This window comes from Labrenzia sp. R5_0, assembly GCF_017743835.1.
GTDB classification, from domain to species: Bacteria; Pseudomonadota; Alphaproteobacteria; order Rhizobiales; family Stappiaceae; genus Roseibium; species Roseibium algicola.
Map to the genome: position 1 here is coordinate 958,628 of NZ_JAGHRK010000001.1, position 13,430 is coordinate 972,057.

Sequence of the window (13,430 nt, forward strand, 5' to 3'; positions counted from 1 at the left end):
ACCGAATGGGAATAGCAGGTCACAAGACCAAGAGGAGCAGCATATGAAATTTGTAACAATGGCGGCCGCAGCCGCTCTCGCACTCGGCCTTTCCAGCGCCAACGCGGAACCGGTGAAGGTCGGCATGATTACCACTCTGTCTGGTGGTGGTGCAGGCCTTGGCATCGATGTGCGCGACGGCTTCATGCTGGCTGTTAAACAGGCCGGCAACACGGATTTGGAAGTGGTGATCGAGGACGATCAGCAGAAGCCGGACATCGCCGTGCAGCTGGCCGACAAGATGATCCAGTCGGAAAAGGTGGACGTCCTGACCGGTATCATCTGGTCGAACCTCGCCATGGCCGTGGTGCCGTCCGCAACCGCGCAGGGCAAGTTCTACCTGTCGCCGAACGCAGGCCCCTCCGCGCTGGCCGGCAAGGGCTGCCACCCGAACTATTTCAACGTCGCCTGGCAGAACGACAACCTGCATGAAGCTGCCGGCGCCTATGCCAATTTCGAAGGCTTGAAGAACAGCTTCCTGCTTGCGCCGAACTACCCGGCCGGCAAGGACGCGCTGACCGGCTACAAACGCATGTACAAGGGCGAGTTCGCGGGCGAAATCTACACCAAGCTGGGTCAGACCGACTACGCGGCTGAAATCGCGCAGATCCGTGCCTCCGGTGCAGACAGTGTCTATTTCTTCCTGCCGGGCGGCATGGGGATCTCCTTCCTGAAGCAGTACAAGGACTCCGGTGTCGACCTGCCGGTCATCGGACCCGCTTTCTCCTTCGATCAGGGCATTCTGCAGGCCGTTGGCGATGCGGCGCTTGGTGTCAAGAACACCAGCCAGTGGAGCAAGGACATCGACTCCCCGGCCAACAAGGCCTTTGTTGAGAGCTTCCAGGCCGAGTACGGCCGCCTGCCGTCGCTTTACGCTTCGCAGGGCTTCGATACCGCCAATCTGCTGCTGTCGGCCATGGCCAAGGCGGACGTGAAGGATGCTGATGCGTTCCGCGCGGCGCTGGAAGAAGCCGATTTCGCTTCCACTCGTGGCGGCTTCAAGTTCGGTCCGAACCATCACCCGATCCAGGACATCTACGTCCGCGAAGTCATCAAGGAAGGTGACGTCTACACCAACAAGATCATCGGCAAGGCCTTGACCAGCCATGCGGATGCCTACTGGTCCGAGTGCAACATGTAAGGTATTGACCCAAAAGCCGGTGCGGGAAACCGCGCCGGCCAAAGGGGCGGGGTACTCATGTCACTGATATTGCTCATAGAGCAGGTTCTGAACGGCCTGCAATTCGGCATCATGCTGTTTCTGATGGCCGCCGGGCTGACCTTGATCTTCGGCGTCATGGGTTTGATCAACCTTGCCCATGGTTCGCTTTACATGATCGGGGCGTTCTGCGCGGCGGCTGTTGCGGCTGCAACCGGATCGTTTCTGCTGGGCCTCGTGGCGGCACTTGCCGGTGCTGCCATCGCGGGCGCCTTGGTCGAGTTGGTGGTCATCCGCCGGCTTTACGCCAAGGATCATCTGGATCAGGTGCTGGCGACATTTGCGCTGATCCTGATCTTCTCCGAAGGAACGCGCTGGATCTTCGGTTCCTTTCCGCTGTTTCTCGACGTGCCGGAATTCCTGTCCGGTCCGGTCACGTTGCCGGGCGGCATCGAATATCCTCTCTACCGGCTGACGTTGATTGCCGTCGGCCTTGCCGTGGCGCTCGGTCTCTGGATGCTGATTTCCAGAACGCGTCTCGGTGTGCAGATCAGGGCAGGGGAAAATGACCGCGAGATGATCGCGGCCCTCGGCATCGACATTGCGCGGCTCTACACCATCGTGTTCGCGCTTGGTGCTGCTCTGGCAGGTCTTGCCGGCGCCCTGGTCGGTGCCATCCAGTCGGTGCAGGTCGGCATGGGGGAACCGGTGTTGATCCTGGCTTTCGTCGTCATCGTCATTGGCGGCATCGGCTCCATCAAGGGGGCGCTTGTGGGCGCTATCCTGGTCGGATTGACCGATACGCTCGGCGGCATCTTCCTGCCGGAGATCCTGAAGCTGTTCCTCGATCCGTCGACAGCCACGTCCGTCGGATCCTCGCTCGCCTCCATGGCGATCTATATCCTCATGGCTGCGGTGCTGATCCTGCGTCCTGCCGGTCTGTTCGGAGCGCGCGCATGATCCGGGAACGCTATCTCAATGCGCTGACGCTGGCGCTCTTTGTCGCGATCCCTTTTTGGGCGATCTCGGCGGAAGAACCCTTCACCATTACGCTGATGACGCGTGCCGTCGTCTTTGCGATCGCGGCCGTTGGCCTCAACATCGCGCTCGGCCTTGGCGGGCTGGTCAGTCTCGGTCACGCGGTCTTCTTCGGCCTCGGCGGTTATGCCATGGGTATCCTCGCCTACCATGCCCAGAACTATACCGCGCTCACCGAGTGGCCATTCCTGATCGAAGGCACGAAGTCCATGCCGGTGATCTGGCTTGTGGCCGTCGTGGTGTCTTCCCTGGCTGCGCTGGTGATCGGGATCCTGTCCTTGAGAACGGCAGGGGTCTACTTCATCATGATCACGCTGGCCTTTGGCCAGATGTTCTTCTTCTTTGCCATTTCCTGGGCGGAATATGGCGGAGAGGACGGACTGTCGATTTATGTCCGCAACGGATTTCCGGGGCTCAATACGCTGGACCCAATCCAGTTCTACGGGCTTTGCCTGGGGCTTTTGTGCCTTGTGCTGCTGTTTGCATGGCGGCTGTCCGGGTCTCCATTTGGTCTTGCTCTCAATGCTGCCCGGCAGGTTCCCGTTCGTGTGGAGACCGCGGGACTGGACCCGGTGCGGCTGAAGCTCGTTGCCTTCGTTGTGTCCGGCGCCATCACGGGTCTTGCGGGAGCGCTGTTTGCTGACCTGAACCGCTTCGTCAGTCCGACGATGTTCAGCTGGCAAACCAGTGGCGAGATCATGATCTTCATCATCATCGGTGGGGTCGGACGGCTTTTCGGGCCTGTGGTCGGTGCGCTGGTCTTTGTTGCGCTGGAGCACTGGCTCGGAGCCTTGAGCGACTTCTGGCACATCTACCTGGGGCTGTTGCTTCTGGTCATCGTGCTCTTCGGCAAGGGCGGTGTGATTGGCATGATTTGCGGACGGGAGGCTGTTCATGACTGATGCTGTCCTGCAAACAAACGGCATTTCCAAGAGCTTTGGCGCCTTGCGAGCCAGCCGTGACATCTCCATCGACCTGAAGCCTGGCGAGATACACGCGATCATCGGTCCCAATGGTGCCGGCAAGTCCACCCTGATCGGGCAGATTTGCGGAACACTGCGGCCTGATGCCGGGTCGGTTCGCCTGCTGGGCAGGGACGTCACGCATCAGCCGACACGCGCCCGCGCGCGTGCCGGCCTGGGGCGTACCTTCCAGATCTCCTCGCTGGCCATGGAAGACACGGTTCTCCAGAACGTTCTGCTCGGGGCACTGGGCGCCAGCGGTCGGCCCTGGAGGTTCTTCTCCAACGTGACCAGGGACACCTCCTTGCGTGAAACCGCCGAAGAAGCGCTCGCCCGTGTCGGCCTGTTGGACCAGGCACGCATGCGCACGGCGGAGCTCAGTCACGGTCAGCGCCGTCAGCTGGAAGTGGCCGTTGCGCTGACGCAGAAACCAAAGGCGCTTGTGATGGATGAACCCATGGCAGGCATGGGCTCTGAAGGCTCGAAGCTGCTTACCGGATTTCTCGATCAGCTCCGGCACGAAGCGCCGATCCTTCTCGTCGAACACGACATGGACGCGGTCTTCTCGCTGGCAGACCGTATCAGTGTGCTGGTGTACGGCGAGGTGATTGCCACCGGCACGGTCGATGAAATCCGGTCCAACGCCGCCGTCAAGGAAGCTTACCTGGGAGACGAAGCATGAGCAGTCTTCTGACACTGTCCAACGTGACGGCCTCCTATGGCGCCAGCCAGGCACTTTTCGGCGTGGATCTGGAAATCGGCGAGGGCGAAGTGCTGGCACTGCTCGGCCGCAACGGCATGGGCAAGTCGACCACGGTCAAATGCATTTGCCGGATGCTCTCCGCGCAAGGCTCGCTGACATTTGCCGGTCATGACCTTGCCCGCCTGCCGAGCCACAAGGCTGCCCGGTTGGGACTGGGCCTTGTTCCGGAAGGGCGTCGCTGTTTCAGCACCTTGAGCGTTCAGGAAAACCTGATCGCGGCGGCACGGCGCGGCGACTGGACCTTCGAACGCGTCATCGGCATGTTTCCGCGGCTTGGTGAACGGCGCAGCCAGCGGGCGGGTTCGCTGTCGGGTGGCGAACAGCAGATGCTCGCCATTGGCCGAGCCCTGATGACCAACCCGAAGCTGCTGATCCTGGACGAAGCGACCGAAGGTCTGGCCCCTGTCATCCGCCAGGAAATCTGGGCCGTGATCCGTCAGTTGAAGGCGGAAACGGGGCTCGCGATCCTCGTCATCGACAAGTCGATCAAGGAACTGCGCCAGGTTTGCGACCGGGCGACGATTCTGGAGCGCGGCACATCCGTCTGGACTGGCGGTATTGATGCTCTGACCGACGACGTCACTGCCAAGTACATCGGAGTTTGAGTGATGTTCCGGTTCGAGCAACCCATCTTGTTCAAGCATTGCGATCCGGCGGGGATTGTCTTCTATCCCCGCTATTTCGAGATGATGAACGATTGTGTCGAAGCCTTTTTCGACAAGGTCGTCGAATGGCCGTTCAAGGACATACACAAGGTGGGAGCCGTACCGACTGCGGAAATCCGTACGCGTTTCATGGCTCCGAGCAAACTGGGCGATCTTCTGGTGCTCGGCTTGAACGTGACCAAGGTTGGCCGAACCAGTTGCGGCATCGCAATCAGCGCGCAATGCGATGGCGAGGTGCGCTTCCAGACTGAGCTGACCATCGTCAACGTGGACAGCAGCGGCAAACCGGAGCCATGGCCGGAACAGGTAAAACAACGATTTCTGGACCAGTCGGCACTCGCTTGAGCGCCGACCGGTTCAACAGGTAGGGAGCGATCAGCCTTGAGAGTTCAATCCAGTCGGATTGATTTTCAGCTGATCCGGAAGACAAGGAAAGTCAGGATCAATGACGGTCAAAAGCATTCAACCCGACGGCTGGGCCCCGGCAAAAGGCTATGCAAACGGCATGTTGACGGAGGGCAAGACGCTCCATATCGGCGGCCAGATCGGCTGGAACAAGGACCAGGTCTTTGAAACCAGTGACTTCGTCGGCCAGATGGAACAGACGCTCGCCAACATTGTGGCTATCGTCGAGGCCGCCGGTGGCGCCGTGACCGATATCGCTCGCCTGACATGGTTCATTACGGACAAACGTGAATATCTTGCCCGGCAGAGAGAAGTCGGTGAAGCCTACCGTCGGGTGATGGGGCGGCATTTCCCGGCCATGTCGGTCGTCGTGGTGGCCGGCCTCATCGAGGACGATGCATTGATCGAAATCGAGGCAACCGCCCAGGTCGGCTGACCCTCAAAACTGTCCTGTTGGAACCATCAGCAGCCCGGCACAGCGTGCCGGGCTTTTTGCGTTGGCAGCGGGCAATGCAGATCGGATGCCATTCCCGACAGAACGCAAAGGAGAACCAGGGAAAGGGAACAGACGTTCGCGATGGAGGACTGTGTCTCCAACCGGCTTTCAGGCTCTCCGATCTCGGCGCCCGGCTTGCTCCGCGGAGACGCCGACATGAGGCAGAACGCCATTGTTCCATTCCGGGAGTGGTTGGTGAATCTGAGTTGTATGAAAGAAATCAATGTCTTGGCGTGCTTCATGCTTGGTCCAAAAATTATGTCAGACAAAGTGTTTACAATGTCAGACAAAGTGGTAACGTGAGATGGCAAACAAAGAAGGTCGACATCTGTCCATGCCGGAAAATGCACAACAGCCGAAACCGGAAACGGGGTCTGCAGCAGCGAGTGAGCCGCGGGATGTGCCGCGAGCCCTGATCAGCCTCATCGAGCAGGAAGGCCTCAAGATCGGGGATCGTCTGCCGCCGGAACTGGAGCTTGTGCGCCGTCTCGGCTTTGGCAGGTCGACCATTCGCGAGACACTCAAGACCTGGGAAAGCATGGGTGTCGTCAGCCGCAACAAAGGAGCCGGCACAAGGCTCATCGCGGAAATATCAACCAATACACTGCGCGTGGCCCTCACCATCAAACATGAAGCCGAGAGCCTGTTGCGAATGCAGCAGGTTCGACGGCCTCTGGAAATCGAGTCGGTGCGCATCGCAACGAGATCCGCAACGCCGGAACAGCGCCGCATCATCAATGCCCGGGCGGCGGAACTGATGGCTGTGTTCGAAGCCGGTGAAGACTGGCGCCCGGCCGACCATCGGTTTCACAACGCCGTTCACGATGCGACCGGCAATCCCCTGTTCAGGCAGTTCATCGAACAGATCCAGAAAGCCTTTCACGACATTTACGAAACACCGTTCGGCAAGCCGCATCTCGGCCAGGACACCATCCCGCTGCACCGCCCGCTTGCCGACGCGATCATCGCCGGTGACGAGGACAAGGCAGCGGAACTGACCGAGATGATCATCGATATGGTCTGTGCCGAAACCCAGAAAATTTCAGAGGAACACGATGGCTGACGCTGTGCCGGGTGGATATTCGATCGAGACGCTGCTGGCGGCTGCTGCCGAGACAGGAGGCGCTGTGGCGCCGCCGATCGTGCAGACGTCTCTCTTCACCTTCGACAACTACAAGGCCTTCGAAGACCGGATGGCGGGCCGCTCCAACGAGCCGCTCTATACACGGGTTCAGAACCCCACTGTGGCTGCCTTTGAAAAGCTGATGGCCCAGGCGGAAGAGGGCGAAGCTGCTGTCGGTTTTGCGTCCGGCATGGCAGCGGTCTCCTCCACCGTTCTTGCCTTCGTCAAGCCGGGTGACCGAATTGCCTGCATCGAGCATGTCTATCCGGATGCCTATCGCCTGTTCGAGCGTATGCTGCGCCCGTTTGGCGTCGGGGTTACCTATCATTCAATTGAGGAGTTCCAGTCGGATCCGGATCTGCTCAAGGGCGTGAAGCTCGCCTATCTGGAAAGCCCGACCTCCGTCGTCTTCAAGACGCTGGATCTCGGACTTGTCGCCTCACATGCGAAAAAGCACGGCACGATCACCGTAATCGACAACTCCTGGGCAACACCGCTCTTCCAGCGCCCACTGACCCTCGGCATCGACATCGTTCTGCATTCTGCCTCCAAGTACCTGTCCGGTCATTCCGACACGGTTGCCGGCGTGGTGGTGGCACGCCAGGACCTGATCGACCGGATCCGGGACCTGACCCTGCCGTTGCTCGGCGGCAAGCTTGCCCCGTTCGAGGCTTTTCTGCTGACCCGGGGACTGCGCACCCTCGGCCCGCGCATGCGCCAGCACCAGGCGACCGCGAACCTGTTTGTTGACCGGCTGGCGAGCCACCCGCATGTCAGCGCTGTGCATTCGCCCGGTCCGAACATCGTGCCCGGTCTGACCGGCCGCTCGGGCCTGTTGTCCGTCGCGTTGAACGACAATGTCGACATCCCAAACCTTGCCGACAGCCTGAAGCTGTTCCGCCTTGGCGTCAGCTGGGGTGGTTTCGAAAGCCTGATCCTGCCGACACGCATCGGCCTCAACCAGGCGGGCGAGCAGAATTCAATGCAACGCTTTGGCGTGTCCGACCGGATAGTACGCCTCAGCCTGGGGTTGGAAGACCCCAACGATCTTTGGGCCGACTTCGAGGCGGCTCTGAGCAAAAGCGCCCGGACATAAGACGGCGCAATTCAAACCAAACCTGAAAGAAGCGGAGTTGAACCATGAGGGGACTGATAGGAGCAATTAGCGCATTGGCGTTTCTGGCAGGCTCGGCAGCGAGCGCGGAAACCCTGAAGCTGGTGGAAGTGATCACCAGCCCGGAGCGCACGGAAGTACTGCAGAAGCAAGTGGACGCCTTCGAGGCTGCCAACCCGGGCACGGAAGTTGAAATCGTCTCGCTGCCCTGGGGCCAGGCCTTTGAAAAGCTGGCAACCATGGTGGCCGGTGGCGACATTCCAGATGTCGTTGAAATGCCGGACCGTTGGGCGGGCATCTACAAGGACAGGCTGGTCGATCTGAACGACAAGATCGCAGGTTGGGAATATGGTGGCACGCTGACCCAGAAAACTCTGGACATGGGCCGCCAGACCGACGGCAAGACGGCACGGATGATCCCTTACGGCTTCTATCTGCGCGCCATGTTCTACAACAAGAAGCTGCTGGCGGAAGCCGGTGTCGAAAATCCGCCGAGCACGATGGCGGAATTCATGGATGCGGCCAAGGCCGTTTCCGAACTGGACGGAAAATACGGATATTGTCTCCGGGGCGGACCTGGTGGGCTCAACGGCTGGATCATGATGGCCGCCACCATGAACGGGGACAACACCTTCTTTGACGCGGATGGCAAGAGCACGCTCAACCAGCCGGGGTCCGTCGAAGGCATCCAGTTCCTGATCGACATGTACCAGAACGGCTATGCCCCGAAGGATTCCGTCAGCTGGGGCTTCAACGAGATCGTGGCCGGCTTCTATTCGGGAACCTGTGCGTTCCTTGATCAGGACCCGGATGCGCTGATCGCGGTTGCCGAGCGTATGGCGCCGGAAGACTTCGCTGTGGTTCCGATGCCTGTCGGTCCGGCCGGCAAGGCTTTCCCGACCATCGGTTTCGCCGGTTGGGCGATGTTCGACACGACCAGCAACGAAGACCTTTCGTGGAAGCTGATTGCGCATCTGTCCAGCCCGGAAACCAACAAGGAATGGGCAAAGCGCGTTGGCGTCATTCCGATCCATGAAGGTGCAGAGCAGGATCCGTACTTCAAGACCGAGCAGTTCAAGGGCTGGTTCGACACCCTGAACGGCGACCAGTACATCCCGACGGTCATGCCGACCTATCTGGAGCAGTTCGGTTACTTCGCGGACTCCATCGCCCTGGAATCCAGCCAGGAAGCCCTCCTGGGTGAAATCTCCGCTCAGGAAGTGGCCGACAAATGGGCCGAGTTCCTGACGGAAGAATATGGCCGCTGGAAAGCCGCGCAATGACCACGATCGACACTGCCGTGCCCGGGAAAAAATCCCGGGCTCGGCCCACCTTCTACTTCCGTTACATGGTGGAGCCTTATCTCTACCTGACCCCGGCAATCGTGCTGATTGCCCTGGTGATGCTGGTGCCGCTGGTGATCGGCGTTTCCTATGCCTTCCAGGCCGTCAACCTGCTGCGCCCGTTCCAGTCGGGCTGGGTTGGCTTCGCCAACTTCGAGGCCCTGTGGTCTGACCGGAAGTTCTGGCTGGCGCTCACCAACACGTACTGGTGGACGCTCGGGTCGATTTTCTTCCAGTTCTTCCTGGGACTTGGCCTCGCGATGCTGCTGAACACACAGTTCCACGGCAAGCGCATTGTTCAGGCACTGGTCTTTCTGCCCTGGGCCGTACCGACGTTCCTGTCGGCTCTCACCTGGGCCTGGCTCTTCAACCCGACCATCGGACCACTGCCGCACTGGCTGGCCGCTCTAGGGATCCTTTCGGAGCCGTTCAACATCCTGGGTGACAAGGACCTGGCCATGTGGGGACCTGTGACCGCAAACGTCTGGTTCGGCATTCCCTTCTTCGCCATCACGCTGCTGGCTGCGCTGCAGTCCATCCCGGGCGAACTTTACGAGGCTGCGGAAATTGATGGCGCGACCGCCTGGCAGACCTTCACCAAGATCACGCTGCCGTTCCTGGCACCGATGATCGCAATCACCGTCATGCTGAGGACGATCTGGATCGCGAATTTCGCCGATCTCATCTTCGTCATGACCGGCGGCGGACCTGCAAACTCGACGCAGATCCTGTCGACCTACATTTTCACAACAGCCTTCCGGAAACTCGATTTCGGCTATGCCTCCGCAATCGCGGTCGCGCTCCTGGGTCTGCTGCTGATCTATGCGGCAATCCTGCTGGTGCTGCGCCGGAAACTGGTCAAGATCTGAGGTGCTTCGATGAGTGCGCTTCGTAATAGCTCGCCTCTGGCGGTCACGGGAAAATATCTGGCTCTGGCGTTTTACGTCGCCTTTGCGCTTTTCCCGCTCTACTGGCTCGTCAAGATCGCGATCACGCCGGACAAGCTGATCTTCACGGAAGGGACGGCGCTTTTTCCGAGCGAGTTTACCTTCGAGAATTTCCAGACTGTTCTGATCGCAACGGATTTCCTGTCCTATTTCAAGAACAGTGTAATCGTGTCCATTGGCACCGCGGCCATCACCACGGCGATTGCGGCGGCTGCCGGATACGCTTTCTCGCGGTTCGATTTTCGCGGCAAACGGCTGATCATCGCCCTGATGCTGATCACCCAGATGTTTCCGCTTCTGATGATCATTGCCCCGATCTACAAGATCGTTGCAGCGATCGGCCTGCTGAACTCGCTTACCAGCCTGATCATCGTCTACACGGCCTTCAACATTCCCTTCGCCACCTTCCTGATGCAGTCCTTCTTTGACGGCATTCCGAAGGATCTGGAGGAGGCCGGCATGATTGACGGTTGCAGCCGCTTCGAAGCGCTCAGGAAGATTATTCTGCCGCTGACGCTTCCGGGGCTTGGGGCGACGCTGGGCTTCGTCTTTACCGCCGCCTGGAGCGAGCTGCTCTTCGCACTCATGCTGATCAACTCCAACGACACCATGACCTTCCCCGTCGGGCTTCTGACTTTCGTTTCAAAGTTCTCTGTCGACTGGGGGCAGATGATGGCCGCCGGCGTGCTCGCACTGGTGCCGTCCTGTCTGTTCTTCATCTTCATCCAGCGCTATCTGGTCCAGGGGCTTACCTCTGGCGCCGTCAAGGGGTAGGAGACCCAGACCATGGCTCGTATCGAACTCAAGAACATCGCCAAGGCCTATGGCTCCGTCGAGGTGATGCGCGATATCAACCTCTCCATCGATGATGGCGAATTCATCGTGCTGGTCGGCCCGTCCGGCTGCGGCAAGTCCACGCTGCTGCGCATGATCGCCGGCCTGGAACCGATTTCCGGAGGCGATTTCACGGTAGACGGCAAACGCATGAACGAAGTGCCGCCCCGTGATCGTGACATGGCCATGGTTTTCCAGTCCTATGCGCTTTATCCGCATATGGATGTGGCGCGGAACATGGGCTTCTCGCTGGAAATCCGCAAAGCGGCCAACGAGGAGCGTGTAAGCAAGGTGCAGGAAGCTGCCAGGACACTTGGCCTGAGCAATCTGACAGCACGCCTGCCGAAACAGCTTTCAGGCGGGCAACGCCAGCGTGTCGCCATGGGTCGAGCAATCGTCCGTGATCCAAGCGCCTTCCTGTTCGATGAGCCGCTATCCAATCTCGATGCGGCACTGCGTGTCGAAATGCGCCTGGAAATCGCCCGGCTGCACCAGCGTCTGAAGTCGACGATGATTTATGTGACCCACGACCAGGTGGAAGCCCTGACGCTGGCCGACAGGATCGTGGTCCTGAATGCGGGCGACATCCAGCAGGTCGGCACGCCGCTGGAGCTCTACGACACCCCTGCCAACAAGTTCGTTGCCCAGTTCATCGGGTCTCCGACCATGAACATCCTCGATATCGAACCGAAGGAAGGTGGCGTTGCACTGAAGAACGGCGCCAGCCTCGGCCTCGGGTTGAGCAATGGGCAAGCAGCTGCAAGGGAGTTGGGGGTCCGTCCGGAACATCTCAACATCGTCGCCCAAGACGTCGCTCATATTTCCGGAACGGCCGAACTGGTCGAGCATCTGGGCTCGGACACCAACATTCACGCAAGTGTGCCAGGCATCGGTCAGGTCCTGGTGCGCGAGCACGGGCATTTCGCGCTGAAATCCGGTGATCCGATCGGCATCGCGCTGGATCTCGATAAGACACATCTGTTCGATGCTGAAGGCCGACGCCTGGCAGCCTGAGTGCGTGGGGAGCTCAACCTCCCACTTGCTCAGGCTGATTAAAAAGTGCGCGCACGGTCAGTTGCTGCTGCAGAGGCAGGTTTTGTAGGCGTCCAGGCTGGTGGCATCGAGCGCGCAGCCATATGCCTGCCAATTGACGGGATCGATTTCCGGGGTCGCTGATTGAACGGCATAGAGATCGCTGAACCGCTGGCGCAGTGGCTCGTCGTTCTGAAGCGTCTTGGCGAGTGAAGCCCGACTGGCGGCGGAAAGATCCGGAACCGCATAGGTGGAGCGATAGTCATATTCGAGCCGCCAGTCCGGTTTTGCACCGGCGGCGGCAGCTTCGAGGTTCGTCAGATAGAAGGTCGCCGAGTCCTTCACCGTGCCGCTGGTCTTGTCGTATAGAAAGACCGCAAAGGCCGGGTTGTTGCCGAAAACAGGGCTGACCGATGCCGTTATCTGGTTCGCAATCAACGGTTCACCCGAAGCATCATTGATGACAGTGAAACCGTCCATATGCGTGTGGCCGGAAAACGTGTAGTCGACGGTGCCGGCATATTTGTACATCAGCTCCAGAAAGTCCGTGAGGTAATGCTCGTGCCAGAAGAGGTGGATACTGGCCTCACACGTCTCCTTGTCTGCATGGCGCGCCGTATCGCGGGCATCGGCCCCAGGTGGAACATGCATCAGTAGCTGCGCCTTGCGGCCGGCCTGCTGCGTTTCGGCAAGCTGCTCATCCAGCCAGGTCATGACGTCCTTTCCAGGATCGCCGCCATTGGTATTGCAGGCATCCGAATAGTGTTTTGCCCAGTAGACGTTGCTGAGGGCGATGATGTCCTGATCCGGCACCGTTGGATGCGTAACCTTGTAGAAGCCGTCGTGCTTGAACGCCTGGAACCCGCCCGGTTGACGGCTCAGCTTCGCCCACTGCTCGCCGACACCTGCAAGAAATGCACTGTCGGGAGCGAGCTGATAGTCACCGCAGGCTGAATCTTCGTTGCCCAGAACGCCGTAGACCGGGATGTCGCCGAAGGTATCGCCCAGAAGCTGGGAAACATATTGCGTGGTCTTGATGGCAAACGAGGTCACGCCCTGCGGATTGTCGCCCGCTGTCTTCTGGTAGGTGTCATTGAAATGGTGACTCAGGTAGTCACCGGTATAGAGCACGTAGTCGTAGGTCATGCCTTGGGCTGCCGCCGCATCCAGGGCGGAGACCATCAGCGAGTAGGTGGCATCATTGCCGTAACTCTTGATGCTTTCCGCGGCCCCCTTGAAAATGTCTGTCCACCCGGAGACCGGGCTCTTGTCCAGTTCTGGCACGAGGGTCGGATCACTGAACGGGTCGAAGTGGATGTCGGTGACGATCAGAAACAGACCCTCGTTCGTACCCGGGTAGAACACCGGTTCCGTGGATTGGGCGCGTACACCGTCGAGCGTCAAAGTGACGGCTGCAAATGCCGCAAAAGAAAATGCCAACCTGTCGAACATTCCGGCCCCCTAGCTGTGCCAAAAATTCCCTAGCGGAATATTGGCACAGTCAAACACG

14 protein-coding genes are annotated in these 13,430 nt (G+C 59.6%); 13 read left to right on the plus strand and 1 reads right to left on the minus strand.

Annotated elements, in window-relative coordinates:
- Nucleotides 1-43 precede the first annotated feature (43 nt).
- From J7447_RS04440 to ugpC, 13 genes are all read left to right on the plus strand, one after another.
- Entirely contained in the window at nucleotides 44-1,180 is a 1,137-nt protein-coding gene (locus tag J7447_RS04440; RefSeq protein ID WP_055659142.1) for an ABC transporter substrate-binding protein, read from the plus strand.
- Between the two features lie 57 nt (nucleotides 1,181-1,237).
- Nucleotides 1,238-2,158, plus strand: coding sequence for a branched-chain amino acid ABC transporter permease (locus J7447_RS04445; RefSeq protein WP_022997654.1), 921 nt, complete (start codon nucleotides 1,238-1,240; stop codon nucleotides 2,156-2,158).
- Entirely contained in the window at nucleotides 2,155-3,138 is a 984-nt protein-coding gene (locus J7447_RS04450) for a branched-chain amino acid ABC transporter permease (protein WP_022997653.1), read from the plus strand. Before J7447_RS04445 ends, J7447_RS04450 begins: the two co-directional genes overlap by 4 nt.
- Nucleotides 3,131-3,880 (plus strand): ABC transporter ATP-binding protein, encoded by a 750-nt coding sequence (locus J7447_RS04455; protein ID WP_022997652.1) that lies wholly within the window; start codon nucleotides 3,131-3,133, stop codon nucleotides 3,878-3,880. Before J7447_RS04450 ends, J7447_RS04455 begins: the two co-directional genes overlap by 8 nt.
- Nucleotides 3,877-4,566: an ABC transporter ATP-binding protein gene (locus J7447_RS04460; RefSeq protein ID WP_209168907.1), complete on the plus strand. Its 690-nt coding sequence runs from the start codon at nucleotides 3,877-3,879 to the stop codon at nucleotides 4,564-4,566. The genes J7447_RS04455 and J7447_RS04460 overlap by 4 nt, the downstream gene beginning before the upstream one ends.
- Nucleotides 4,567-4,569: 3 nt before the next feature.
- Nucleotides 4,570-4,971 carry a thioesterase family protein gene (locus J7447_RS04465; protein ID WP_062489245.1) on the plus strand — a complete coding sequence of 134 codons (402 nt, stop codon included), beginning with the start codon at nucleotides 4,570-4,572 and terminating at the stop codon, nucleotides 4,969-4,971.
- Between the two features lie 100 nt (nucleotides 4,972-5,071).
- Nucleotides 5,072-5,467 carry a RidA family protein gene (locus J7447_RS04470; protein WP_022997649.1) on the plus strand — a complete coding sequence of 132 codons (396 nt, stop codon included), beginning with the start codon at nucleotides 5,072-5,074 and terminating at the stop codon, nucleotides 5,465-5,467.
- A gap of 364 nt (nucleotides 5,468-5,831) precedes the next feature.
- Entirely contained in the window at nucleotides 5,832-6,590 is a 759-nt protein-coding gene (locus tag J7447_RS04475; RefSeq protein WP_022997647.1) for an FCD domain-containing protein, read from the plus strand.
- The gene (locus J7447_RS04480) at nucleotides 6,583-7,746 is read left to right on the plus strand and encodes an aminotransferase class I/II-fold pyridoxal phosphate-dependent enzyme (RefSeq protein ID WP_022997646.1); all 1,164 of its coding nucleotides are present in this window, start codon (nucleotides 6,583-6,585) and stop codon (nucleotides 7,744-7,746) included. The genes J7447_RS04475 and J7447_RS04480 overlap by 8 nt, the downstream gene beginning before the upstream one ends.
- Before the next feature lie 44 nt (nucleotides 7,747-7,790).
- The gene (locus tag J7447_RS04485) at nucleotides 7,791-9,047 is read left to right on the plus strand and encodes a sugar ABC transporter substrate-binding protein (protein ID WP_031268042.1); all 1,257 of its coding nucleotides are present in this window, start codon (nucleotides 7,791-7,793) and stop codon (nucleotides 9,045-9,047) included.
- 65 nt (nucleotides 9,048-9,112) lie between these two features.
- Nucleotides 9,113-9,976: a sugar ABC transporter permease gene (locus J7447_RS04490; protein ID WP_286189053.1), complete on the plus strand. Its 864-nt coding sequence runs from the start codon at nucleotides 9,113-9,115 to the stop codon at nucleotides 9,974-9,976.
- Nucleotides 9,977-9,985: 9 nt separating this feature from the next.
- Entirely contained in the window at nucleotides 9,986-10,828 is an 843-nt protein-coding gene (locus J7447_RS04495) for a carbohydrate ABC transporter permease (RefSeq protein ID WP_022997643.1), read from the plus strand.
- 12 nt (nucleotides 10,829-10,840) lie between these two features.
- Nucleotides 10,841-11,902, plus strand: coding sequence for a sn-glycerol-3-phosphate ABC transporter ATP-binding protein UgpC (gene ugpC / locus J7447_RS04500; protein ID WP_209168911.1), 1,062 nt, complete (start codon nucleotides 10,841-10,843; stop codon nucleotides 11,900-11,902).
- Between the two features lie 57 nt (nucleotides 11,903-11,959).
- On the opposite strand, the gene J7447_RS04505 is transcribed toward ugpC, so the two are convergent.
- Nucleotides 11,960-13,372: a metallophosphoesterase gene (locus J7447_RS04505; RefSeq protein ID WP_209168913.1), complete on the minus strand. Its 1,413-nt coding sequence runs from the start codon at nucleotides 13,370-13,372 to the stop codon at nucleotides 11,960-11,962.
- Nucleotides 13,373-13,430 lie beyond the last annotated feature (58 nt).

Excerpts from the sequence above, each read along its gene's own strand:
- J7447_RS04440 (WP_055659142.1), top strand. The coding sequence starts at position 44 with ATGAAATTTGTAACAATGGCGGCCGCAGCCGCTCTCGCACTCGGCCTT.
- J7447_RS04445 (WP_022997654.1), top strand. The coding sequence starts at position 1,238 with ATGTCACTGATATTGCTCATAGAGCAGGTTCTGAACGGCCTGCAATTC.
- J7447_RS04450 (WP_022997653.1), top strand. The coding sequence starts at position 2,155 with ATGATCCGGGAACGCTATCTCAATGCGCTGACGCTGGCGCTCTTTGTC.
- J7447_RS04455 (WP_022997652.1), top strand. The coding sequence starts at position 3,131 with ATGACTGATGCTGTCCTGCAAACAAACGGCATTTCCAAGAGCTTTGGC.
- J7447_RS04460 (WP_209168907.1), top strand. The coding sequence starts at position 3,877 with ATGAGCAGTCTTCTGACACTGTCCAACGTGACGGCCTCCTATGGCGCC.
- J7447_RS04465 (WP_062489245.1), top strand. The coding sequence starts at position 4,570 with ATGTTCCGGTTCGAGCAACCCATCTTGTTCAAGCATTGCGATCCGGCG.
- J7447_RS04470 (WP_022997649.1), top strand. The coding sequence starts at position 5,072 with ATGACGGTCAAAAGCATTCAACCCGACGGCTGGGCCCCGGCAAAAGGC.
- J7447_RS04475 (WP_022997647.1), top strand. The coding sequence starts at position 5,832 with ATGGCAAACAAAGAAGGTCGACATCTGTCCATGCCGGAAAATGCACAA.
- J7447_RS04480 (WP_022997646.1), top strand. The coding sequence starts at position 6,583 with ATGGCTGACGCTGTGCCGGGTGGATATTCGATCGAGACGCTGCTGGCG.
- J7447_RS04485 (WP_031268042.1), top strand. The coding sequence starts at position 7,791 with ATGAGGGGACTGATAGGAGCAATTAGCGCATTGGCGTTTCTGGCAGGC.
- J7447_RS04490 (WP_286189053.1), top strand. The coding sequence starts at position 9,113 with ATGGTGGAGCCTTATCTCTACCTGACCCCGGCAATCGTGCTGATTGCC.
- J7447_RS04495 (WP_022997643.1), top strand. The coding sequence starts at position 9,986 with ATGAGTGCGCTTCGTAATAGCTCGCCTCTGGCGGTCACGGGAAAATAT.
- ugpC (WP_209168911.1), top strand. The coding sequence starts at position 10,841 with ATGGCTCGTATCGAACTCAAGAACATCGCCAAGGCCTATGGCTCCGTC.
- J7447_RS04505 (WP_209168913.1), bottom strand. The coding sequence starts at position 13,372 with ATGTTCGACAGGTTGGCATTTTCTTTTGCGGCATTTGCAGCCGTCACT.